The organism is Pseudomonas arsenicoxydans (assembly GCF_900103875.1).
Lineage (GTDB): Bacteria > Pseudomonadota > Gammaproteobacteria > Pseudomonadales > Pseudomonadaceae > Aquipseudomonas > Aquipseudomonas arsenicoxydans.
In genome coordinates this window covers 856,404-877,967 of the sequence record NZ_LT629705.1, presented here as the reverse complement: position 1 = coordinate 877,967, position 21,564 = coordinate 856,404, and the positions used below count along the sequence as shown (strand labels likewise).

Sequence of the window (21,564 nt, the reverse complement as noted above, 5' to 3'; positions counted from 1 at the left end):
ACTGCGATCCTGTGGGAGCGGGCTTGCCCGCGATGGCGATCTTCAACTCACCACCAATCTACCCGGCTAAACCTTGGCCTGAGCCTGCGCCATCTTCAATTCCTCCCAATGATCCAGCGCTCGTTCTACAAGCAACTGCACACCATCAGCCATGCGGCTAAGGGCCAGGGCTACCGAGCGCCGTGTGCCGTCGACATCGTCCGCCAGATCGGCCGCAATGGCGCTGATCGACAGCAGGTCTTCGGAGGCGTTGGCCAGTAGGGCTTCAGTGTCGATATCAGGGGAAACGGTGAAGAGATGGCCTTTGCGGCGTTTGGCTGGTTTTTCGCTAACCGGGGGAAAGTAGTGGGCGAAGGCGCGGTCAGCGGCTTCTTTGAGCTTTTCAGCTTCGATGGATTCTTCGGATGGGGTACCAGAGTTTTCTGGTGGATTCGGACTTACTTTGAACATGGTGACCTCTCTTTTATTTAAAAGAGCTGACCCTGTTCGCTTGCACGCGAAAGGTAGGGTGGCAGCTATGTGCGGGGTGCAAGACCGAGTAAAAGACCCACCACCTAAACCTCGGCAGACCCGAAGGTCTCCCGCACACAGCCGCCATAAAGCAATTTCAGCAAGCATGGAATGCCTGATGAATGGCCTGAGGCAGCGTTTCGGTGTGGGTTTTACCCGGACTTGCACGTCCGTGTCACCGATTATTCAGTGACAAGTCCAGACTAGACCTGGGTTTGGGCGGTAACAACTTCACCAACACCACTACAACTTGAAGGAAATCTCCGACGCAGCTACCGGACGGTAGTGTTATGTGGGGAAGGTCAAAAGATCGCAGCCTCGTTTCACTCGACAGCTCCTACAGGGTTCGCATTTCAACTGTAGGAGCTGTCGAGTGAAACGAGGCTGCGATCTTTTGGGGCCATCACGATTTCCCCGACAAATCCGCCATCCCCTTGAGCAACTCGATCGGCAGTGGAAAGACAATGGTCGAACTCTTGTCGCCGGCAATCGAGCTCAGCGTCTGCATGTAACGCAACTGCATCGCCCCCGGTTGGCGGCCGAGCATTTCTGCCGCCTGCATGAGTTTTTCCGAGGCCTGCAATTCGCCTTCGGCGTGAATCACCTTAGCCCGCCGTTCCCGTTCGGCTTCGGCCTGTTTGGCGATGGCGCGGATCATCGATTCGTTGAGGTCCACGTGCTTGATCTCGACGTTCGCGACCTTGATGCCCCAAGCATCAGTCTGGGCGTCGAGCACTTGCTGGATGTCGATGTTCAGGCGTTCGCGCTCGGCCAGCAGTTCATCGAGTTCATGTTTACCGAGCACGGCCCGCAACGTGGTCTGCGCCAGTTGGCTGGTGGCCATGAGGAAGTCTTCGACCTGGATGATGGCTTTCTGTGGGTCAAGCACGCGGAAATACAGCACAGCGTTGACCTTGACCGAGACGTTGTCGCGGGTGATGACGTCTTGTGGCGGCACGTCGAGCACGATCGTGCGCAGGTCGACCCGGACCATTTGCTGGACCACCGGAATCAACAGAATGAGACCAGGGCCTTTGACCTGCCAGAAGCGCCCAAGCTGGAACACCACCCCGCGCTCGTATTCGCGCAGGATGCGAAAGGTCGATCCCGCCAGCGCGATCACCAGTAATAGCAGCGCGGCAAAACCCAATTGCAGGCCCATGTTTATTCTCCACCCGGCGCCGCGTCAGCCGCGGCCACTTGCAGCAGTAATCCCTTGCGGCCCACCACCCGGACCTTTTGCCCGGGTTGCAGCGGGGTGGCGCTGAATACTTGCCACTGTTCTCCCTGCAGGTGCACCCAGCCGTTACAGGCGCTGTCGGCCTGCAGCGATGTCACTGCCGTCACGCTGCCCAGCAGTTCGGCATCGCCAGTGACGGCTCGGCGCGGCCGGGTTTTCAGGGCGCGGATCAGCAGGTAAATCAACAGCAGCGCACTGATCAATCCCAGGCCGATCATCAATGGCACAGGCACTTCGGTGTTGGTCAGAATGATTGCGCCAATCACGAACATCGCGATGCCGCCCAGACCGATCACACCATAATTGGGCAAGGCTGCCTCGGCGATCAGAAACGCAATGCCGAACGTGATCAGCCAGATCCCGATGGGGTTGGGAACCAGCAGCACGACGGTGTCCGCAGCGAAAACCGATCCGCTCAAGGCCAGCAGCAGTGCAACTAAACAGCAACGAGTGTTCACGTGACCCTCCGGGAGAGTCAGGGTGTTCTGTATACAGTCTAGCTGAGCTGTTGGCTGTACGATTTTTGATCAGATGTCGACGTCAGCCGATGAGCAGATTTCCCACCGGATAGCCCTGGCAGGCCTAAACTTTTAAGGGTGTAAAAGGGTTAACCATTGTCCGCCAATCGTTGTTGCGGACACCGAGGTGCATCATGCGTATGGCAAGAACCGTACAAAACAGCCTGGACAAGGCGCACTGCGAATATGACGTCGTTGCCCACCCTCACTCGGCCAGCAGCCTTGAAACCGCACGGCTGGCGGGCATTCCTGCCGAACGGGTGGCCAAGTCGGTGATCCTCGACGACAAACACGGGCATTACTTGATGGCCGTGCTGCCGGCGAGTCGTCATCTGGACTTGAGCAAAGTGCGCAGCAGTGGCGAATGGCAGGTCTCCCGGGAAAGCAATCTGCCGCACCTGTTTGAGGATTGTGAACGCGGCGCCGTGCCAGCCCTGGGCGAAGCCTATGGACTGGATGTGGTCATCGACCCGTTGCTGACCCGCCAGAAAGACATTTACCTGGAAGCTGGCAACCACACCAATCTGCTGCACATGGACATGCCGCAGTTTCTGAAAATGGTGCCGCATGCCGAGGTGCGTGAGTTGAGCCAATGAGTTTTGCGGCATCGGTGATACCGTCATCGCGGGCAAGCCACGCTCCCACAGGGTTTCGCAATCCTGTGGGAGCGTGGCTTGCCCGCGATTGACTGCAAAGCAGTCACCCCATCATTTGCCATAAAAAGGAGCCAACCATGGAATCCCCAACCCACAGCCTTCCCTCGCTGTTCAAACAACTCGGCCTGGACAACGACCCGATCAGCATCGACCAATTCATCGCCACCCATTCACCGCTCAAACCGGAGCTGCATCTGGCGGACGCGTTTTTCTGGACCCAGAGTCAGGCGGACTTTTTGCGGGGCGAAATTCTCGATGACGCGGATTGGGCGGAGGTGGTGGATCAGTTGGATGTGATGTTGAGGAAGGGGCGAGGGGTGTAAAAATCTTAACGAAACGACCGAAATGTGCAAAAAACTTACAGGCGTTGCAGAAATCTGGGCTTTAATCGCGTTTGTGAACTTTTTCTGTGGACGCCCACAATGCCCTTGGTTGGATACGCACACCTCCATGATGCTTTAAAACTCAAGGTTATCGCGCCGACGCGTGTGGCTATGATCAAACCAGTCACGCGCATCTCGATGATTGGAGATTGCCTGGCTGTTCCTCAATCTGTAGCGCCGGCAACCGACTCGACCCTTGAACACATTTTTTTTGCGCTTAAACACGAAGGCATCAATCTCGCAATTCTGGCCGCCGCGCTTGAGGCAGTCGTTGCCGAGCAATTACTTCAAGAATTGGCAAAAGCACCAAATGGCGTCTTTGTACGAAAGGCTTGTTTTCTCTGGGAAGAGTTAACGAATCGTCGACTCGATTATGCAATCCCCATAAACAGCAGGTTTGCACCGCTTTTCGACCCCGCACGTTATGTAACTGGCCCAATTGTTAGAAACACGCGTTGGCGTATTGAGTTCAATGGGCTTGGCTCTCTGCGCTACTGCGCCACCGTAGAACGAACGCCTGAACTCGAAACCCTGCTCAGTCTCGACATTCTCGGCCGAGCCAAAGCCTTTATGGCGACATTACCGCCGGAAATGATGGACCGCGCCATCAACTGGGCTTACCTGCACGAAACCCGCGATTCCTTCGCCATCGAGAAAGAAGAACCCAGCGAAGAAAAATCACGTCGCTTTGTTCAACTGCTGCGTCAGGCACATGAAGGCCGGGCGTTGAGTGAAGACTATCTGGTCGAATTGCAGAACAGCACCGTTTCCAATCCTTTTGACAAAGCTGTCCTGTTTCGCCATGAACAGAATCACTTGCATAACGGTTTGCGGGGCGCTGCTGGCGTCAGCTACGTACCACCCGCACCGGATCTGTGCCGTGAACTGATGGAGGAGTTGATGACCTTCGCCAATCAGTCTTCGAGGCATGTCGACCCACTGGTAGCGGCTGCCGTGACCGCGTTCGGATTCGTCTTCCTTCATCCGTTCATGGATGGTAATGGTCGACTTTCACGTTTCCTGATTCATCAGACCCTTTGCCATTCCGGTGCCTTGGAAAATGGGCTGTTGCTACCGGTTTCCGTGGCGATGAAGCACGAAGAAGCGAACTACCTTGAGGCGCTGAAAGACTTCTCCAAACCGGCTCGCGATTTTTGGAACGTCACCTGGCTGGATGCTGATCAAATGGCCTTCAAATTCATTGGGCTCCCGTCCGTTTATCGCTTCTGGGACGCCACTCGCTGCGTTGAATTCACATTGCAAATGGCACGCCGCGCGCTGGAAATCGAACTTCGGGAGGAGACCGAGTTTCTGGACCGTTACGACCGTGTGGTCAAAGCGGTCAATCAGCGTTTCGATGTACGGGGGAGCGATCTGTCGAAGCTGGTGATGATGTGTTTGGACAACGATGGCAAGGTTTCAAAACACCGTCGTAAGCAGTTTCAATACAGCGTGTCGGAGGAGGTTTTGGATTTTATCGAGAGCGAGGCGCAAAAATTGTTGGGCAATATCTAAGGGGGAAGCATCCTCTGGTCACAGAGTTGTTTCAAAACTTGACCAACTTTCCCTCCAAATGTCATATTGATAGTTAGCAAACTAACAGTGTGTATTTCCCCTCGTGCCGAAAACCCTCGACGCTCTCCAGATGAACATCAGCAGCTCCATGGTGGTGGCCGCCAGGCATTGGCGGAAGATCTGCCAGACCACGCTGGTCAACTATGGAATTTCCGAAGCCTGCGCCGTCCCGTTGTTGATGATCGGGCGTTTGGGCGAGGGCGTTCGGCAGGTGACGGTGGCGCAAGCGGCGGGGATGGAGAGTCCGTCGCTGGTGCGTCTGCTCGATCAGTTGTGTCACGCCGGCTATGTCTGTCGCACCGAAGACGTCCATGACCGGCGCGCCAAGTGCCTGAGCCTGACGCAAACCGGCCGGGAGTTGGTGCAGGCGGTTGAGGTGGAGCTGGTACGCCTGCGTCATGAAGTGCTTGAAGGGATCGACCAGAGTGATCTGGAAGCGACGCTGCGAGTATTGAAAGCGTTTGAAGCGGCCAACGCGCCGTCGGTGGTCAACCCTTGAGCGGATTTTTCACTGGCGTTCCTCCGGCGCGGGACTGGTTCTACGGGATACGCACGTTCGCGGCGTCGATGATCGCGCTGTACATCGCCATGCTCATGCAAATGCCGCGTCCATATTGGGCGATGGCGACCGTGTACATCGTCTCCAGCCCGTTTGTCGGTCCTACCAGTTCCAAGGCGCTATACCGTGCCGTCGGTACTTTTCTCGGTGCGGCGGCAGCGGTTTTTTTCGTGCCGATGTTCGTCCAGAGCCCGTATGTGCTGGTGGTGGTGATCGCGCTGTGGACCGGGACGTTGTTGTTCCTGTCCCTGCATCTGCGCACGGCCAACAGTTACGCACTGATGCTCGCCGGCTACACCTTGCCGCTGATCGCCTTGCCGGTGGTGGATAACCCGTTGGCGGTGTGGGACGTGGCCGAAGCACGAACCGAAGAAATCTTCCTCGGCATCGCGGTAGCAGCGGTGGTCGGCGCGATGTTCTGGCCTCGACGGCTGGCGCCGGTGTTCAACGATTCAGTGAGCAAGTGGTTCGCCGACGCCTCGACTTACAGCCAGCGTTTCCTCAGCCGCAACGTACAGCCGGACGAAGTCAGTGCCTTGCGCTCGGCGATGGTCGCGACCTTCAACAGCCTGGAATTGATGATCGGTCAGTTGCCCCACGAGGGCGCGCGGCCGCAGACGGTGCGCAATACCAAGGAACTGCGCGGGCGAATGATTCACTTGCTGCCCGTGATCGATGCCCTTGATGACGCGTTGTATGCCCTTGAACGACGCACTCCCGAGCTTGTGGATAAGTTCGCGCCGGTGCTGACCGCGACCACCGAATGGCTCGACCACAAAGATGCGGACATCGGCCGTTGGCAGGCGCTGAAAGAGCGACTCGAGGCGCTGCAACCGCCCGCCGAAGCGCTGGATGACCGCAAACAGCTGCTGTTTTCCAACGCGCTGTATCGCCTCGGCGAGTGGATCGATGTGTGGCAAGACTGCCGCAGCCTGCAATATGCGATTCAGTGCGAAAGTCAGGACAGCTGGCGCGCGGTGTATCGGCATTGGCGCCTGGGTCGCCTGTCGCCGTTTCTCGACCGAGGGCTGATGCTCTATTCGGCGGCGTCCACGGTGACTGCGATCATCGTTGCCTCGGTGCTGTGGATTCTGCTCGGCTGGACCGACGGTGGGGCAGCGGTGATTCTGGCGGCGGTGGCGTGCAGTTTCTTCGCGTCGATGGACGACCCGGCGCCGCAGATCTTCCGGTTCTTTTTCTGGACCGCGATGTCGGTGCTGTTCGCCAGTCTCTATCTGTTTCTGGTACTGCCCAACCTGCATGACTTCCCGATGCTGGTGCTGGCATTTTCGGTGCCGTTCATTTGCATCGGCACGCTGACGGTCAAGCCGCAGTTCTATCTGGGCATGCTGCTGACCCTCGTCAACACCTCGTCCTTCATCAGTATTCAGGGCGCCTACGACGCGGACTTCCTCAGCTTCGTCAACTCCAACCTGGCCGGCCCGGTCGGCTTGCTGTTCGCGTTCGTCTGGACCCTGATCGCCCGGCCGTTCGGGGCGGAGCTGGCGGCCAAGCGCCTGACGCGTTTCAGCTGGCGCGACATCGTCAGCCTCAGCGAACCGGCGTCACTGGCTGAACACCGCCACCTTGGCGTGCAGATGCTCGATCGGCTGATGCAGCATCTGCCGCGCCTGGCGATGACCGGACAAGACACGGGTATTGCGCTGCGCGAAGTGCGCGTGGCCCTGAACGTGCTCGACTTGCTCGCTTACACGCCGCGAGTGGTCGGCACGCCGCAAGCGTTGCTACATCAAGTGGTGGCCGAGGTCGGCGAGTACTTCAAGGCGTGTTTGAAGGCGGGCGAGCGATTGCCGGCCCCGAGTCCGCTGCTGATGACCCTCGACCGCGCCCGCCGCGCGCTCAATATCGAATGTGATGACGGCGCGCGTCTGCACTTGCTGCACGCATTGAGCGGTTTGCGTCTGGCCTTGCTGCCCGGTGTTGAATTCGTCAGCGCCGGTGAACTCGAAGAACCGCTTCCCCATGGCATTGATGGAGCGCCTTTATGATCGGTGACCTGGATATCAGCGGGGTCTTTCTGCCCACGCTGCTGGTGCTGATGGGCATTACGTATTTGTTGTTCCTGTTGGTGCACGGGTTGCTGACGCGCCTGCACTTTTACCGTCTGGTCTGGCACCGGGCATTGTTCAACGTGGCTCTCTACGCCTTGCTGCTCGGCGCCGTGGACTCACTCAGTCGATACCTGATGACATGAGAAAACCTTTTTTGACCCTGGGTCGCGTAGTCCTGACCCTGCTGATCGTGAGTTTCGCCGTCGTCGTGGTCTGGCGCATGGTGATGTATTACATGTTCGCCCCGTGGACGCGGGACGGGCACATCCGTGCCGATATCGTGCAGATCGCCCCGGACGTATCCGGGCTGATCCAGCAAGTGGAGGTGCGCGACAACCAACTGGTGAAGCGCGGCCAGGTGCTGTTCAGCATCGACCAGGACCGTTTCAAACTGGCTCTGCGCCAAGCCAAGGCCGCCGTGGCCGACCGTCAGGAAACCCTGGCCCAGGCGCAACGTGAAGCCAAACGTAACCGTGGTCTGGGCAACTTGGTGCCGGGTGAGCAACTGGAAGAGAGTCAGTCGCGGGTGGCCCGCGCCGAAGTGGCGTTGATGGAAGCCCAGGTGGCGGTGGACAGCGCCCAGCTCAACCTCGATCGCTCGACCATCCGCAGCCCGGTGGACGGTTACGTCAACGACCGTGCGCCGCGCGCGCAGGAATTCGTCACGGCCGGGCGTCCGGTGTTGTCGGTGGTGGACAGCAATTCGTTCCACATCGACGGCTATTTCGAAGAAACCAAACTGGACGGCATTCATGTCGGCCAGAGCGTCGACATCCGAGTGATCGGCGACCGCGCACGCCTGCGCGGTCATGTGGAAAGCATCGTCGCCGGCATTGAGGACCGTGACCGCAGCAGCGGCAGCAACCTGCTGCCCAACGTCAATCCGGCCTTCAGTTGGGTGCGACTGGCCCAGCGGATTCCGGTGCGGATCGCCTTCGACGACGTGCCGGCGGATTTCCGCATGATCGCCGGCCGGACCGCCACCGTATCGATCATGGATGACCAGCCGCAGGAGCCCGCGAAATGAGCAGGGCCTCAGGTTTGGCGGTCGCCGGATTAGGTTTGTTGCTGTCGGCCTGTCAGGTGGTCGGGCCGGATTATCATTTGCCGGACGAGGCCGCCATCCACCGCGAAGATCTGCAGGGCAACCTGGCGGTGGACGGCAAAAATGTCGTTTCCGCCCCGGTACCCGCCGATTGGTGGCGCTTGTATCAGGATCCGCGCCTGGACCAATTGGTCCAGCAGGCGATGGCCACCAACACCGATTTGCGCGTGGCGGCGGCGAGCCTTTCCCGGGCTCGTGCTCAGGTCGACGAAGCGCAGGCGGCCGGTGGTTGGAGCGGCGGCGTGAAGATGGGCGCGCAACGTTTGCAGGAATCCGGCGAAGCGTTCTTGCTACCGGAGAAAGTGCCGGTGGCCAACGTCGGTGACATCGGCATCACCACCTCGTATCAATTCGACCTGTTTGGCACGCTGCAACGCGGTATCGAAGCCGCCAAGGCAAATGCCGATGCGACACAAGCGGCCGCCGATACGGCACGCATTACCTTGGTCGCTGATGTGGTCCGGGCCTACACCCAGGTGTGCGCGGCCAACGAAGAGCGGGAAATTGCCCAGCATTCCCTCGACCTGCAAGCTCAGGGCACCACGCTGATCCAGCGTCTGCGTGATGCCGGGCGGGGCGATGAAACCCAGGTCACTCGTTCGCAAACCCAATTCAAATCCTTGCGCGCCGACATGCCGCGTTATGAGGCCGCGCGTCAGGCCGGGCTGTTCCGCTTGTCGATGCTGTTGGCCAAACCGGTCGACCAATTGCCTGCCGGCACCGCTACCTGCGCCGAATTGCCGAAAATTACCCAATTGTTGCCGGTCGGTGACGGCGCGACCTTGCTCAAACGCCGCCCTGACGTACGTCAGGCCGAACGTCGACTGGCCGCCGCGACCGCCGGCATCGGTATCGCCACGGGCGAGTTGTACCCCGACATCAGCATTGGCGCGACGGTTGGAACCGTCGGCATTCTGGAGAACCTCGGCAAACCGTCGACCAATCGCTGGGGCTTCGGGCCGTTGCTGAGCTGGACCGTGCCGTCCAACGGCTCCCGGGCGCGAATCCGTGAGGCGGAAGCGACGACCCAAGGCACACTGGCGCATTTCGACGGCGTGGTGCTCAACGCCATCCGCGAGACCCAGACCAGCCTGGCGCAGTATTCCGCGCTGTTGCAACGTCGCGATGCGTTGGCCGACGCCGAACAGTCGGCGCAACTGGCCGCCGACCAGACCCACCGCTTCTTCCAGGCCGGCCGTGAGTCGTTTCTGGCCGACCTGCAAGCGACCCGCACCTACACCGATGTGCGGGCGCAACTGGCTTCCGCCAACACGCAAGTTGCGATGAGCCAGATCGATTTGTTCCTCGCCCTGGGCGGCGGCTGGGAAAGCGGACGAACGCAAGGCTCGAACGCCAGCAAACCCTGAGGCCGTTGCTATGCTTTGACATGATGAAGTCGCGCGTCGACTTCATCGATCAAGGCTCGCGTTGGTCATGGGGATCTAATAATGAAAAACCCTTATGCTCCCGGCTTCTGGTGCGCTATCACGGCATTGGTTTTGCTGTCGGCCACCTATTTCTACGGCGTCATGCTGTCCCACCAGATCGACAAGGCTCTGGTGTTTCTCGATAGCGCATCGGCGCTGATTGCCGTGATGGCTATTGCAGTAGTGGCCTGGGCTTCGGTCCAGGGTCAGCGCGTCAAAAAAAGACAGTGCGAACGAGGCAAAACGCTGGTGCTCATCTGGGACACCAAGGTGGCCTTGCGTCGGGTGGAAACGGTGTTTGACCGCTATTTCTGGGGCAGCTACTGGCAACCGGGGCGCACGTTCCAGGAAGTCATGGGTGAACTCACTGGTACACCCCTGGAAAAAAGCCTCGAATCGCTGAAGAAACAATGCCTGGAGCTGGACAAGCAAATCGCCGAAGACGGCCCGCACTGGCTCAATAACGCCCGCGAGCTCTCGGATGTTGCCACCGCCATGGCCCGCGAACGCTATCAGCTGGATTTCTGCGACCCGCGCGCTGAGGTCACGGGCGGGGCGGTGATCAATCGGGATTTTGAAGTGCTTGTGTATACGTGGACGGCGCGGCTGAAAAGTTTTGATCATCAGCTGGATGAGATTGAGGTCCAATATTCCTGAATTGAATTCGCCTGAACCGACGCTATCGCGGGCAAGCCCGCTCCCACAATGATTTCACCGAACCTGTGGGAGCGGGCTTGCCCGCGATAGCGATTTCCTGTGCGCTGAAACTCTCAACCCTTGCGAACGGTCCATAGACACTCTTTAACCTTTAATCATTGGGTCGCCCAACGCGCCTGATGCTAATCTGCTTCGCACTTTCCGCGCAGTCGTGACCGCAACCCGACATGGGTTCAGGGAAGACGACACACTTTCAACAACGGACATTGACTGGGTCATACATGAATAAATCAGCAGGCGTGCTTCTTGGAATCGTCGTTGCCATCGGTGCAATCAGCGCCGGTGGTGCCTGGTACACCGGCACCAAAATCGAAGGCGTGCTCAACTCCTCGATCGCCGACGCCAACAAAGAGCTGAACGCCGCGCTGGTGGGGTCCAATGGCACGGCGTCGCTGGAGCTGGTTTCGCTGGAGCGTCATGTGTTCAGCAGCACCGCGCACTATCGCCTCAAAGGTGAGGGTGAAATGTTCGGTGAGACCCCGGTCGAATTGCTCTTCGTCGATCACATCGAACACGGCCCGCTGCCGTTTTCGCGCCTGGTGTCGCTGAAGTGGCTGCCGGTCATGGCCACCAGTCACTACGAACTTGAAAAAACCGCTGCCACGGAAAAATGGTTTGCCGCGGCCAAGAACCAGTCGCCGCTCAAAGGCCTGGTCAATATCGGCTACGACAACTCCACCAACGGCACCCTTGAATTGCTGCCGCTGGACGTAGCGCTGGATGCCAAGTCCAATCTGAAGTTTTCTGGTCTGAACCTCGACGTCGCTGCCAGCGCCCAGGCTCAAAAGATCAAGGCCAACGGTTACATGGACAGCATGACGCTGACCACCGTGGCTGAAGACCAGACCCCGGTGAAGGTTGAACTGAGCGGTCTGACCGTGGCCAGCAACCTGATAAAAAGCACCTACGGTTACTACACCGGCGAGAACACCCTGGAGCTGACCGACAGCAAAACGACCTTCGGCGCCAAGCAATCCGTATTGGGCTTGAAGAAGTTCGAGATGAAAAACCAGACGGAAGAGTCGGGCACCAGCGCTTCTGGGCGTGCTGACTACAAGGTTGACGAAGTGTCCCTGAACGGCAAGGCGTTCGGTTCTGCGCAATTGGCCATGAGCCTGAAGAACCTCGACATTCCGGCGACCATGTCGCTGATGCAGATCTACCAGACCAAACTGCAGCCGTACGAGAAAGCCGCCGCCGAAGCCGCTGCCGCTGGCGAGCCGGCTCCGGAACTGGTCTTGACTCCGGAAGAAAACGCACAGGTCAAAACCGGCCTGGAAAAACTGCTCGCCGCTGGCCCGCAGGTTGCTTTGGAGAATCTGTCGTTCAAATCCCCCAATGGTGAAAGCCGCGCCAATCTGGTGCTCGACTTGACCAAGCCACAGTCCATGGACCTGCCGTCGGAGCAACTGATCCAACAGTTGATCGCGTTGCTGGATGTCAATGTGCAAGTGTCCAAGCCCATGCTCGTTGACCTGCTCACCGTGCAATCGCAAATCGACGGTCAGACCGACGCCAAGCTGATTGCCGACCAGGCAACAGCGACCTCGGACATGTTCGGCAGCATGGCGGTCGGCACGCAATTGGCCAAACTGGATGGCAACAACATCGTCAGCAAATTGCACTACGCCAACAGTAAGGTGGAATTCAATGGCCAGAAAATGACCTTTGAAGAGTTTGTCAGTTTCGTGATGAGCAAATTCGCCGGCGAGCCACAGGTTCAATAAACCGCTGGCTTCAACAAAACGCCCGGCCTCTGCACAATGCAGACGCCGGGCGTTTTGCTGTCGGGTGTTTGAAGACTAATCCTCGTCCCGAATCAGCAGCCAGGCCTCATCCACCGGCAATGGTTGTTTCATGCGTTCAGCCAGCATCGCCATCGCCCGCTCTTGATCGCAGGCCACTGCGGCGGCCACCACGCCGTTCTTGCTGAACAGGCCGATAAAGGGCGGATGGTTGGGATCGCCCTTGAACTCGACCTCGTCCCAGGATTCGGCGTGGCCGAGGTAGTCGTAGTTTTTCCCGAAGTGCCAGGTCCAGAAATACGGCACATCCAGATAATGCTCGTCGCCGCCCAGCATGTTGGACGCGGCGATGCGTGCCTGTTGCTGGGCCAGGCGCCAGTGTTCGATCCGCTGCGGCTGACCGTTGAGCGGGAAGGTCGCGATATCCCCGACGGCCCAGAGCCCATCAGTGATGCGCATGCCGCCATCGACCTGCAGCGACTGATCCTTTGCCTTGGGCAGATCGGCAAACGCCTCGGTCGCGGGTGTCACGCCAATGCCGACCAGCACCAGATCGGCGGGCAATCGTTGACCGTTGTCCAGGTGCACCGCTTCGACCTTGTCTGTTCCTTCGATGCGCACGACCTCGCCATCGGTGTGAAACACCACGCCGTGAGCCTGATGCCGGGCGCGAATCGCCTTGCCCACGGTTTCGCCGAACTGCTTGGCGAACGGTATTGCATGGCGAGCCAGGACCGTGACGTCCAGCCCGTATTCACGTAGGGCTGACGCGGATTCCATGGCAATAAAGCTGTCGCCGATGATGAGCGCTTTCTGACCGGGTTTTGCCGCGTCCAGAATCCGCCGGGCCTGATCCCTGGAGCGCAGCAGGAAGACTTGCGGAAGGCCGGCACCCGGCACTGCCAGCGGTTTTGGCGTGCCGCCCGTTGCCAGCAACGCAGCGTCATAGCTCAGCGATTGACCGTCAACAAAGTGCAAGGTCTTGTTGGCGCAATCCAGACGTGCCACTTCACCGTGCAGCTGCTCAATGCGCTGCGTTTGGTAATAGCTCGTATCACGTAGCGGCGGGACTTCTTGCGGCGGCATCTCACCGGCAATCACGAATTTGCTCAACACCGTGCGGTCGTAGCCGGCGTCGGTTTCCCGATCGATCAGGACGATGCGACCGCCGAAGCCCTTTTCACGCAAGGCCGCCGCACAGGCGGTACCTGCCGCGCCGGCACCGACGATGGCGAACGTTCGCTCATCATCCGCGGGCGGTGTGTGAGCGTCACTCATCGGCTGATCATCGACCCAGACTTCGCCTTCGCGCACTTCCAGCGGATAACGCTTGAGACTGTCCAGTGACGGCGGTTCACATAACGCGCCGTCTTCGATCCGATACGCTGCCTTGTGCCACGGACAGATCAGGCGCCCATGGCACAGTGCCCCTTCCGCCAGCGGCGCCCCGGCGTGTGGGCATTCGCCCTGAAATGCACGTAATTGATCGCCAACCCGCAGCAATACAATTTTGGTTTGCCCGATCTGAACTTCAAGGCCACGATTTTCGGGCACATCGGTGAAACGGGCGACGCGTTGCAGTGCCATGATCGGTCTCCAGACAGGCGTTTCACCTATTGAGTTTGGCGCTTGTTTAGAGGTTCAGCCAATTCCTGCTGCCACCGCACGAACGGTACAGCTATAGTTCGCAAGCCGACGACGGCCCCATCCGCACAAGGTGCTCCGGAATGACCCGATTGACCTCTTTGAACCCTTGGCTGGCGGCCGTTGCTGTCGCCCTATGCGTGCAACTGCCAGTGCAGGCCCAGGAACGTTTCACCCTGAACATCCCTGGCGTCACCGATGACCGCCTGTTTACTTCGGCCGCCGCCAGCGACGCGCCCAATTGTGGTGGGCACAACCAGTCACCGGCCTTGAACTGGAACGCCGGCCCGGCGGGCACCCTAAGTTATGCCATCGTCATGCATGACCCCGATGGTGCGAAAGGCCAGGGTGTCGATCACTGGGTGCATTACGGCATCAAATCGACCACCCACCAGATCCCGGCCGGTGTCGGCGCCAAATCCGCCCTGGAAGGCGTCGGCGGCTTGAACGTCAAAGGCACCACGGGTTATATCGGTCCTTGTCCGCCGGTCGGCGATAGCGCGCACCACTACATCATCCAGATTTATGCCCTGGACCTGGCACCGGACGCCTTGCCTGCTGGCCTGACCCGTGCACAGCTAATGGAAAAGATTAAAGACCACGTGCTGAGAAACAGCAGCGTAGTGCGGCGTTATCACCGCTGAAGATTCTTTTCACTGCGGTTTAACCCGAACCTGCCGGGCTGTCCGTCTCAGAGGATGAATGGATCAATCCTCCTGAGGTCAGCCCCCATGTCCCTCCCTCTGCATTTCCTCCGCCCGGCCGCCCAGGGTTTCGCCATCGGGTTGTTGCTGTCCGTTGGCGGTTGCGGCGTTTCCTCCAAGCCTGAATCCGCTGCCGTGTCACTGCCAGCTCAAGGTGCAATGACGACTGAAGCGTTGGTGCGCAGCGAGCCCGTTGCGGCGGATGCGTCCATGGCTAAACGCAGCGTGCGTCCGGCACCGATGGCGAGCTTTGCGCCTGAGGTGGCTGCGCCCGGTTATCGCGATGAGTCGCGCGAGCAGTATCAAGCGCTGGCGGACAACCCGATTCACAGCGTCGCAGAAGCGCCGGTCTCGACTTTCAGCGCCGATGTCGATACCGGCGCTTACGCCAATGTCCGCCGCTTGCTGAATCAGGGGCGCCTGCCACCGGAAGGCGCGGTGCGACTCGAGGAAATGGTCAATTACTTTCCCTACGATTACGCGCTGCCCACCGATGGCTCGCCCTTCGGCGTGACCACTGAGCTGGCGCCATCGCCGTGGAACCCGCATACCCGATTGTTGCGCATAGGCATCAAGGCGTCTGATCGCGCGGTGGCGGAACTGGCCCCGGCCAACCTGGTGTTTCTGGTGGATGTGTCCGGTTCGATGGACCGCCGCGAGGGTTTGCCGCTGGTCAAAAGCACGCTGAAGTTGCTGGTCGATCAACTGCGCGAGCAGGACCGCGTTTCGCTGGTGGTTTATGCCGGAGATTCACGGGTGGTGCTGGAGCCAACGTCCGGTCGCGAGAAAGCGAAAATTCGTACCGCGATCGATCAATTGACCGCTGGCGGCTCCACCGCTGGCGCCTCAGGCATCGAGCTGGCCTATCAAATGGCGCAGCAGGCCTTCATTCCCAAGGGCATCAACCGCATCCTGCTGGCCACCGACGGTGACTTCAACGTCGGCGTCAGCGACTTCGACAGCCTCAAGCAAATGGCTGTGGATAAACGCAAGACCGGCGTTTCCCTGACCACGCTGGGTTTTGGTGTGGATAACTACAATGAACACCTGATGGAGCAATTGGCCGACGCCGGCGACGGTAATTACGCCTACATCGACAACCTGCGCGAGGCGCGCAAAGTGCTGGTGGATCAACTCAGCTCGACCCTCGCAGTGGTGGCGAAGAACGTGAAGTTGCAAGTGGAATTCAACCCGGCTCAGGTCAGTGAGTATCGGCTGTTGGGGTATGAGAATCGGGCGCTCAAGCGTGAGGATTTCAGCAACGACAAGGTTGATGCCGGTGAAATTGGTGCAGGGCATACAGTCACGGCGTTGTATGAAATTGTGCCCAAGGGCGAGAAAGGCTGGCTGGAGCCGTTGCGCTATGGCCAGCCGGAATCGGTCGTTTCCGGAAATACCGGAGAACTGGCGATGTTGCGCGTGCGTTATCAGTTGCCGGAAGGTGGGAAGAGTCGCTTGATCGAACGGCCGATTGCGGGTGATTCGGTTGGAAAAGCCAGTGATGACCTGCGATTTGCGGCGGCAGTGGCAGCGTTTTCCCAGCAACTGAAGGATGGGCGGTATACCGGTGATTTCAGCCTGAAGGACACCGAGGCCCTGGCACGCGGTGCGCGGGGCGATGACCGTTTCGGTCTGCGGGCAGAGTTCGTGCAACTGGTGGAGTTGGCGCAAAGCCTGCGCACCACAACGGCTTCCAACAATGAGCCGCAGAAGGGAGGCTACAACTGACATGTCAGCGTTTGAACCGAGCGACGAATCACTGCTGGCCCGTTATCGTTCGGGCGACGGGCCGGCGTTTGAGATTTTGTACGCCCGTCACCGCCAGGGGCTTTATCGATTCCTGCTTGGTCTGAGTGGCAAGCCCGAACTGGCCGAAGAGGTTTACCAGGAAACTTGGCTGAGCCTGGTCCGCAGCACCAGTCAGCCACAGGGCCGGGCGAATTTTCGTACGTGGCTCTACCAGATTGCCCGTAACCGATTGATCGACCACTGGCGCAAACATGGCATCCACAACCCTTTGCACGACAGCTATGACGAACAAACCCACGCCGTGATTGATGAGGCGACCGATCCGGAGCAACTGCTGAGCCTGAGCCGCGACACTCAGCGCCTTGAAGCTGCCCTGCAAAACCTGCCCGCCGACCAGCGCGAAGTGTTCCTGCTACGCGCCCACAGCGATCTCGATTTCCCCCAGATCGCCACCCTCACCGAAACACCGCTGGAAACGGTGAAAAGCCGCTTGCGCTACGCCCAGCAAAAACTGCGTCGGCTGCTGGCCGAGGAGGTACTGACATGACTGACGCCCGCAAAACTCCGGAAGACCAAGTGCTGCAGCATTATCGTGAACACAGCCGCGATGAGCCACCGGCGCACCTTGATGCGTTCATTCTGGCCGCCGCACACCGAGAAACGCCTGCGCCGAAACCGAATCTCTGGCATCGCTGGGTCAAGGCTTGCCAGAAACCTCGTTGGCAAGTCGCATTCGCCAGCCTGGTGGGTGTCGCGCTGATGTTGGCGCTGGTGCAACGTACGCCAGAGCAAGTGCCTAGCTACGACTTCGTACCCGCACCCGCACCAACAGCATCGGCCCCGGTTGCCAAGAAGGAATCTGCGCAGGTGGCGCGTTCGCTCGCGGCTCCCGCTGGTGCGATGTCTGCGCCAGAACCTGCCGCGCCAATGGCCGATTTTGCCGCCCCCGCGCAGACCGAATCGATCAGTGCTGAAATGGCTGACGAAGCGAAGGTCAGCAAACCCCCGGTGATGGCGCCGGCAAAGTTTATCGACGATCAATTAAGGGAAGTGATCCGCCTGCAAAAAGCAGGTCAGCCTCAAGCGGCCGCTGACCTGATGGCGACATTGCACAAACGCTTTCCCAAGGAAAACCTCACGGCCAGACTCAAGCAATTGCAGAAAAATTGAGACGCAAAGCGGTCGGCCATTTGGCAACAAGGCCTGAAAGCGCGCACTATCGGGCCATAGCCGATGCGTTGGAGGAAGCCGTGGCGAAAAAAATCGATCGCATCGCCCAAATGCTCAACTGCCCTGTGAAAGGGGAGGACATGAGGCGGGCAATTACCGAGAGTCGTAAGGAGTTTCTTCTTGCTCAGCAGGAAGCGGAGGCTCTTGAGGAAGACGTCCTTGATGAGGAAGAGGTTGGGGACGAAGAGGATGATGAGTACGACGAGTTTGATTGGACGACGGAGTGAAAAAAAGCCGCTTGGGCGGTTTTTTCTCTCCGGTGCCGTAAACCAGACACCTGGACCCAATTCAGGTTGCCCTGTTCAGACACACACACCCACAAAAAAGCCCCAGACCCTAAGATCTGAGGCTTTTTCATTTACGACGTATGGTGCACCAGGCGGGATTCGAACCCACGACCCCTGCCTTCGGAGGGCAGTACTCTATCCAGCTGAGCTACTGGTGCAAGCGGGCGCCATGATACTCATATGCACTGCGGGCGTCCATGCTGCTGAATCGACGATGGTTTTCGCAACCGTAACAACCGTTTGCTACGTTGATCAGAAAAATTGGGCAAATGCGGCGTTTTCGTTCTTTTTTTCGAACAGGCTATTGTCCTTTACCCCCTTTGATCCTAGGATTCGTTTGAGATTTCAAACGCTCTTGTCTGGGTGCTGAACCGCACGAGTTTCAATCAGTGCGCTATTTATGTGCTTCAGCCCGGTGAATGATTTCCCTGACGGCAGCCTTTGAGGCGCCTTTCTACAATCATAATTTGCTCCGCGCTGGCCGCGGTGCTGTTAAGGAAAGCCGACATGCAGCTTAAAGACACCCAGTTGTTCCGCCAGCAAGCCTTTATCGATGGCGCTTGGGTCGATGCGGACAATGGTCAGACGATCAAGGTCAACAACCCGGCAACGGGCGAAATTCTGGGCACTGTGCCAAAAATGGGCGCTGCCGAAACCCGCCGTGCAATCGAAGCCGCTGACAAAGCGCTGCCGGCCTGGCGTGCACTGACCGCCAAGGACCGTGCGAACAAGCTGCGTCGCTGGTTCGAACTGATCATCGAAAACCAGGACGACCTCGCTCGCCTGATGACCCTGGAACAGGGCAAGCCATTGGCCGAAGCCAAGGGCGAAATCGTTTACGCCGCTTCCTTTATCGAGTGGTTCGCCGAAGAAGCCAAGCGCGTCTACGGTGACGTGATTCCGGGCCACCAGCCAGACAAGCGCTTGATCGTGATCAAGCAGCCAATCGGCGTGACCGCTGCAATCACTCCGTGGAACTTCCCGGCTGCAATGATCACCCGTAAAGCCGGTCCGGCCCTGGCCGCTGGTTGCACCATGGTGCTCAAGCCTGCTTCGCAAACCCCGTTCTCGGCGTTCGCTTTGGCTGAACTGGCCCAGCGTGCCGGCATCCCGAATGGTGTGTTCAGCGTTGTTTCCGGCAGCGCCGGCGACATCGGCAGCGAGCTGACCAGCAACCCGATCGTGCGTAAATTGTCCTTCACTGGCTCGACTGAGATCGGTCGCCAACTGATGGCTGAATGCGCCAAGGACATCAAGAAGGTTTCCCTGGAATTGGGCGGCAACGCTCCGTTCATCGTGTTCGACGACGCGGACCTGGATAAGGCCGTCGAAGGCGCGATCATTTCCAAGTATCGCAACAACGGCCAGACCTGCGTCTGCGCCAACCGTCTGTACATTCAGGATTCGGTCTACGACGCGTTCGCCGAGAAGCTGAAAGTGGCCGTGGCCAAACTCAAGATCGGTAACGGTCTGGAAGAAGGCACCACCACTGGTCCGCTGATCGACGAAAAAGCCGTGGCCAAGGTTCAAGAGCACATTGCTGACGCGATCAGCAAAGGCGCAACCGTGCTGGCGGGTGGCAAGGTCATGGAAGGCAACTTCTTCGAGCCGACCATCCTGACCAACGTGCCGAAGAACGCAGCCGTGGCCAAGGAAGAAACCTTCGGTCCATTGGCGCCGTTGTTCCGCTTCAAAGACGAAGCCGAAGTAATCGCGATGTCCAACGACACCGAGTTCGGTCTGGCGTCGTACTTCTATGCTCGCGACCTGGGCCGTGTGTTCCGTGTGGCTGAAGCCCTGGAATACGGCATGGTCGGCGTCAACACCGGGTTGATCTCCAACGAAGTCGCCCCGTTCGGCGGCATCAAGGCGTCGGGCCTGGGCCGTGAAGGCTCCAAGTACGGCATCGAAGATTACCTGGAAATCAAATACCTCTGCTTGGGCATCTAAGCTCGCAAGACAAGAGCCCGGCAAGGCATTGCTTCAAACGCAAAGGGCACGAGAGCGCTGTCCCTTTGCGTGCTTCAAACGGAATTTTCTCTGTGGCCGGGAACGCTATGGCAGTCGATCATCGCATGCTGCCGTAGTTGCCTCCCCGCCGCATTTTCCTTGAACCACGCCGCCCGATGAGCGGTGAATGAGGACTTTATGAGCAAGACTAACGCATCCCTGATGAAACGCCGCGAAGCCGCTGTACCACGCGGTGTTGGCCAGATTCACCCGATCTTCGCCGAGTCCGCGAAGAACGCCACCGTGACCGACGTTGAAGGTCGTGAGTTCATCGACTTCGCCGGCGGTATCGCTGTGCTGAACACCGGCCACGTGCACCCGAAAATCATCGCCGCCGTGACCGAACAGCTGAACAAGCTGACCCACACTTGCTTCCAGGTACTGGCTTACGAACCGTACGTAGAAGTGTGCGAAAAAATCAACGCCAAGGTGCCAGGTGATTTCGCCAAGAAAACCCTGCTGGTGACCACCGGTTCCGAAGCCGTTGAAAACGCCGTGAAGATTGCCCGTGCTGCCACTGGCCGTGCCGGCGTGATCGCGTTCACTGGCGCCTACCACGGTCGAACCATGATGACCCTGGGCCTGACCGGTAAAGTCGTGCCTTACTCGGCCGGCATGGGCCTGATGCCAGGCGGCATCTTCCGCGCGCTGTACCCGAACGAGCTGCACGGTGTGAGCATCGACGATTCGATCGCCAGCATCGAACGCATCTTCAAGAACGACGCCGAGCCGCGTGACATCGCTGCCATCATCATCGAGCCGGTTCAGGGTGAAGGCGGTTTCTACGTCGCACCTAAAGAGTTCATGAAGCGTCTGCGCGCCCTGTGCGACCAGCACGGCATCCTGTTGATCGCTGACGAAGTTCAGACTGGCGCTGGCCGTACCGGCACTTTCTTCGCCATGGAACAGATGGGCGTTGCTGCCGACCTGACCACCTTCGCCAAATCCATCGCTGGCGGCTTCCCGCTGGCCGGTGTGTGCGGCAAGGCCGAGTACATGGACGCCATTGCTCCAGGCGGCCTGGGCGGCACCTACGCCGGTAGCCCGATTGCTTGCGCCGCGGCCCTGGCCGTGATGGAAGTGTTCGAAGAAGAGCACCTGCTGGACCGCTGCAAGGCTGTCGGCGAGCGTCTGGTGACTGGCCTGAAGGCCATTCAGGCCAAGTACCCGGTGATCGGTGAAGTCCGTGCCCTTGGCGCGATGATCGCGGTCGAGCTGTTCGTTGATGGCGACAGCCACAAGCCGAACGCTCCAGCGGTAGCCGCCGTTGTCGCCAAGGCGCGTGACAAGGGTCTGATCCTGCTGTCCTGCGGCACCTACGGCAACGTTCTGCGCGTCCTGGTACCGCTGACTTCGCCGGACGAGCAATTGGACAAAGGTCTGGCCATCATCGAAGAGTGCTTCTCCGAGCTTTGATCTAAAGTGCTTGGATG

The 21,564-nt window shown here is 59.0% G+C and carries 21 protein-coding genes and 1 tRNA gene; 17 read left to right on the top strand and 5 right to left on the bottom strand.

From position 1 onward, the window contains the following. Positions 1 to 66 precede the first annotated feature (66 nt). From BLQ41_RS03955 to BLQ41_RS03945, 3 genes are all read right to left on the bottom strand, one after another. Positions 67 to 450 (bottom strand): DUF6124 family protein, encoded by a 384-nt coding sequence (locus BLQ41_RS03955; RefSeq protein ID WP_090177158.1) that lies wholly within the window; start codon positions 448 to 450, stop codon positions 67 to 69. Positions 451 to 913: 463 nt separating this feature from the next. Continuing rightward, entirely contained in the window at positions 914 to 1,672 is a 759-nt protein-coding gene (locus BLQ41_RS03950) for a slipin family protein (RefSeq protein WP_090177155.1), read from the bottom strand. A gap of 2 nt (positions 1,673 to 1,674) precedes the next feature. Continuing rightward, positions 1,675 to 2,208: an NfeD family protein gene (locus BLQ41_RS03945; protein WP_090177152.1), complete on the bottom strand. Its 534-nt coding sequence runs from the start codon at positions 2,206 to 2,208 to the stop codon at positions 1,675 to 1,677. A 194-nt stretch (positions 2,209 to 2,402) separates the two neighbouring features. On the opposite strand from BLQ41_RS03945, the gene BLQ41_RS03940 reads away from it, so the two are divergent. From BLQ41_RS03940 to BLQ41_RS03895, 10 genes are all read left to right on the top strand, one after another. Further along, complete coding sequence (locus BLQ41_RS03940; RefSeq protein ID WP_090177150.1) at positions 2,403 to 2,864, top strand: aminoacyl-tRNA deacylase; 462 nt, start codon at positions 2,403 to 2,405, stop codon at positions 2,862 to 2,864. Between the two features lie 137 nt (positions 2,865 to 3,001). Further along, on the top strand, positions 3,002 to 3,247 hold the full coding sequence (locus BLQ41_RS03935; protein WP_090177147.1) for a DUF2789 domain-containing protein: 246 nt from the start codon (positions 3,002 to 3,004) through the stop codon (positions 3,245 to 3,247). Positions 3,248 to 3,346: 99 nt separating this feature from the next. Further along, positions 3,347 to 4,822, top strand: a complete 1,476-nt coding sequence (locus BLQ41_RS03930; RefSeq protein ID WP_090177145.1) for a Fic family protein — start codon at positions 3,347 to 3,349, stop codon at positions 4,820 to 4,822. A 130-nt stretch (positions 4,823 to 4,952) separates the two neighbouring features. After that, positions 4,953 to 5,381, top strand: a complete 429-nt coding sequence (locus BLQ41_RS03925; protein WP_090177142.1) for a MarR family winged helix-turn-helix transcriptional regulator — start codon at positions 4,953 to 4,955, stop codon at positions 5,379 to 5,381. Next, positions 5,378 to 7,450 (top strand): FUSC family protein, encoded by a 2,073-nt coding sequence (locus BLQ41_RS03920; RefSeq protein ID WP_090177139.1) that lies wholly within the window; start codon positions 5,378 to 5,380, stop codon positions 7,448 to 7,450. Before BLQ41_RS03925 ends, BLQ41_RS03920 begins: the two co-directional genes overlap by 4 nt. Beyond that, positions 7,447 to 7,656, top strand: coding sequence for a DUF1656 domain-containing protein (locus BLQ41_RS03915; RefSeq protein WP_010464893.1), 210 nt, complete (start codon positions 7,447 to 7,449; stop codon positions 7,654 to 7,656). The genes BLQ41_RS03920 and BLQ41_RS03915 overlap by 4 nt, the downstream gene beginning before the upstream one ends. After that, positions 7,653 to 8,540 carry an efflux RND transporter periplasmic adaptor subunit gene (locus tag BLQ41_RS03910; protein WP_090177135.1) on the top strand — a complete coding sequence of 296 codons (888 nt, stop codon included), beginning with the start codon at positions 7,653 to 7,655 and terminating at the stop codon, positions 8,538 to 8,540. Before BLQ41_RS03915 ends, BLQ41_RS03910 begins: the two co-directional genes overlap by 4 nt. Next, positions 8,537 to 9,985 (top strand): efflux transporter outer membrane subunit, encoded by a 1,449-nt coding sequence (locus BLQ41_RS03905; protein ID WP_090177133.1) that lies wholly within the window; start codon positions 8,537 to 8,539, stop codon positions 9,983 to 9,985. The genes BLQ41_RS03910 and BLQ41_RS03905 overlap by 4 nt, the downstream gene beginning before the upstream one ends. 81 nt (positions 9,986 to 10,066) lie before the next feature. Further along, positions 10,067 to 10,702, top strand: coding sequence for an NADH:ubiquinone oxidoreductase subunit N (locus tag BLQ41_RS03900; RefSeq protein ID WP_090177130.1), 636 nt, complete (start codon positions 10,067 to 10,069; stop codon positions 10,700 to 10,702). A 281-nt stretch (positions 10,703 to 10,983) separates the two neighbouring features. Further along, positions 10,984 to 12,489, top strand: a complete 1,506-nt coding sequence (locus tag BLQ41_RS03895) for a YdgA family protein (RefSeq protein WP_090177128.1) — start codon at positions 10,984 to 10,986, stop codon at positions 12,487 to 12,489. A 75-nt stretch (positions 12,490 to 12,564) separates the two neighbouring features. Here the strand turns inward: BLQ41_RS03895 and BLQ41_RS03890 are convergent, their stop codons facing one another. Continuing rightward, positions 12,565 to 14,094 carry an apoptosis inducing factor family protein gene (locus BLQ41_RS03890; RefSeq protein WP_090177124.1) on the bottom strand — a complete coding sequence of 510 codons (1,530 nt, stop codon included), beginning with the start codon at positions 14,092 to 14,094 and terminating at the stop codon, positions 12,565 to 12,567. Positions 14,095 to 14,234: 140 nt separating this feature from the next. On the opposite strand from BLQ41_RS03890, the gene BLQ41_RS03885 reads away from it, so the two are divergent. The 5 genes from BLQ41_RS03885 to BLQ41_RS03865 all read left to right on the top strand — a co-directional run bounded on the left by BLQ41_RS03885 (position 14,235) and on the right by BLQ41_RS03865 (position 18,061). Continuing rightward, the gene (locus BLQ41_RS03885; protein ID WP_090177120.1) at positions 14,235 to 14,795 is read left to right on the top strand and encodes a YbhB/YbcL family Raf kinase inhibitor-like protein; all 561 of its coding nucleotides are present in this window, start codon (positions 14,235 to 14,237) and stop codon (positions 14,793 to 14,795) included. Between the two features lie 87 nt (positions 14,796 to 14,882). Then, positions 14,883 to 16,583 (top strand): vWA domain-containing protein, encoded by a 1,701-nt coding sequence (locus BLQ41_RS03880; protein ID WP_090177117.1) that lies wholly within the window; start codon positions 14,883 to 14,885, stop codon positions 16,581 to 16,583. Position 16,584: 1 nt separating this feature from the next. After that, positions 16,585 to 17,151 carry an RNA polymerase sigma factor gene (locus BLQ41_RS03875; RefSeq protein ID WP_090177115.1) on the top strand — a complete coding sequence of 189 codons (567 nt, stop codon included), beginning with the start codon at positions 16,585 to 16,587 and terminating at the stop codon, positions 17,149 to 17,151. Beyond that, positions 17,148 to 17,774 carry a hypothetical protein gene (locus BLQ41_RS03870; protein WP_090177111.1) on the top strand — a complete coding sequence of 209 codons (627 nt, stop codon included), beginning with the start codon at positions 17,148 to 17,150 and terminating at the stop codon, positions 17,772 to 17,774. The genes BLQ41_RS03875 and BLQ41_RS03870 overlap by 4 nt, the downstream gene beginning before the upstream one ends. Before the next feature lie 20 nt (positions 17,775 to 17,794). Continuing rightward, positions 17,795 to 18,061 carry a hypothetical protein gene (locus tag BLQ41_RS03865; protein WP_090177107.1) on the top strand — a complete coding sequence of 89 codons (267 nt, stop codon included), beginning with the start codon at positions 17,795 to 17,797 and terminating at the stop codon, positions 18,059 to 18,061. A 141-nt stretch (positions 18,062 to 18,202) separates the two neighbouring features. Here the strand turns inward: BLQ41_RS03865 and BLQ41_RS03860 are convergent. Beyond that, positions 18,203 to 18,279, bottom strand: a tRNA-Arg gene (locus tag BLQ41_RS03860). Between the two features lie 349 nt (positions 18,280 to 18,628). On the opposite strand from BLQ41_RS03860, the gene gabD reads away from it, so the two are divergent. Continuing rightward, positions 18,629 to 20,071: an NADP-dependent succinate-semialdehyde dehydrogenase gene (gene gabD / locus BLQ41_RS03855; RefSeq protein ID WP_054050229.1), complete on the top strand. Its 1,443-nt coding sequence runs from the start codon at positions 18,629 to 18,631 to the stop codon at positions 20,069 to 20,071. A gap of 198 nt (positions 20,072 to 20,269) precedes the next feature. Beyond that, positions 20,270 to 21,547 (top strand): 4-aminobutyrate--2-oxoglutarate transaminase, encoded by a 1,278-nt coding sequence (gene gabT / locus BLQ41_RS03850; RefSeq protein WP_090177104.1) that lies wholly within the window; start codon positions 20,270 to 20,272, stop codon positions 21,545 to 21,547. The last annotated feature ends 17 nt before the right edge of the window (positions 21,548 to 21,564 follow it).

What these genes read in the sequence shown, in the direction of transcription:
- gabD (WP_054050229.1), top strand. Translation starts at nt 18,629, where the DNA reads ATGCAGCTTAAAGACACCCAGTTGTTCCGCCAGCAAGCCTTTATCGAT.
- BLQ41_RS03925 (WP_090177142.1), top strand. Translation starts at nt 4,953, where the DNA reads ATGAACATCAGCAGCTCCATGGTGGTGGCCGCCAGGCATTGGCGGAAG.
- BLQ41_RS03915 (WP_010464893.1), top strand. Translation starts at nt 7,447, where the DNA reads ATGATCGGTGACCTGGATATCAGCGGGGTCTTTCTGCCCACGCTGCTG.
- BLQ41_RS03900 (WP_090177130.1), top strand. Translation starts at nt 10,067, where the DNA reads ATGAAAAACCCTTATGCTCCCGGCTTCTGGTGCGCTATCACGGCATTG.
- BLQ41_RS03895 (WP_090177128.1), top strand. Translation starts at nt 10,984, where the DNA reads ATGAATAAATCAGCAGGCGTGCTTCTTGGAATCGTCGTTGCCATCGGT.
- BLQ41_RS03870 (WP_090177111.1), top strand. Translation starts at nt 17,148, where the DNA reads ATGACTGACGCCCGCAAAACTCCGGAAGACCAAGTGCTGCAGCATTAT.
- BLQ41_RS03935 (WP_090177147.1), top strand. Translation starts at nt 3,002, where the DNA reads ATGGAATCCCCAACCCACAGCCTTCCCTCGCTGTTCAAACAACTCGGC.
- BLQ41_RS03905 (WP_090177133.1), top strand. Translation starts at nt 8,537, where the DNA reads ATGAGCAGGGCCTCAGGTTTGGCGGTCGCCGGATTAGGTTTGTTGCTG.
- BLQ41_RS03880 (WP_090177117.1), top strand. Translation starts at nt 14,883, where the DNA reads ATGTCCCTCCCTCTGCATTTCCTCCGCCCGGCCGCCCAGGGTTTCGCC.
- BLQ41_RS03910 (WP_090177135.1), top strand. Translation starts at nt 7,653, where the DNA reads ATGAGAAAACCTTTTTTGACCCTGGGTCGCGTAGTCCTGACCCTGCTG.
- BLQ41_RS03940 (WP_090177150.1), top strand. Translation starts at nt 2,403, where the DNA reads ATGCGTATGGCAAGAACCGTACAAAACAGCCTGGACAAGGCGCACTGC.
- BLQ41_RS03930 (WP_090177145.1), top strand. Translation starts at nt 3,347, where the DNA reads ATGCCCTTGGTTGGATACGCACACCTCCATGATGCTTTAAAACTCAAG.
- gabT (WP_090177104.1), top strand. Translation starts at nt 20,270, where the DNA reads ATGAGCAAGACTAACGCATCCCTGATGAAACGCCGCGAAGCCGCTGTA.
- BLQ41_RS03890 (WP_090177124.1), bottom strand. Translation starts at nt 14,094, where the DNA reads ATGGCACTGCAACGCGTCGCCCGTTTCACCGATGTGCCCGAAAATCGT.
- BLQ41_RS03955 (WP_090177158.1), bottom strand. Translation starts at nt 450, where the DNA reads ATGTTCAAAGTAAGTCCGAATCCACCAGAAAACTCTGGTACCCCATCC.
- BLQ41_RS03875 (WP_090177115.1), top strand. Translation starts at nt 16,585, where the DNA reads ATGTCAGCGTTTGAACCGAGCGACGAATCACTGCTGGCCCGTTATCGT.
- BLQ41_RS03950 (WP_090177155.1), bottom strand. Translation starts at nt 1,672, where the DNA reads ATGGGCCTGCAATTGGGTTTTGCCGCGCTGCTATTACTGGTGATCGCG.
- BLQ41_RS03885 (WP_090177120.1), top strand. Translation starts at nt 14,235, where the DNA reads ATGACCCGATTGACCTCTTTGAACCCTTGGCTGGCGGCCGTTGCTGTC.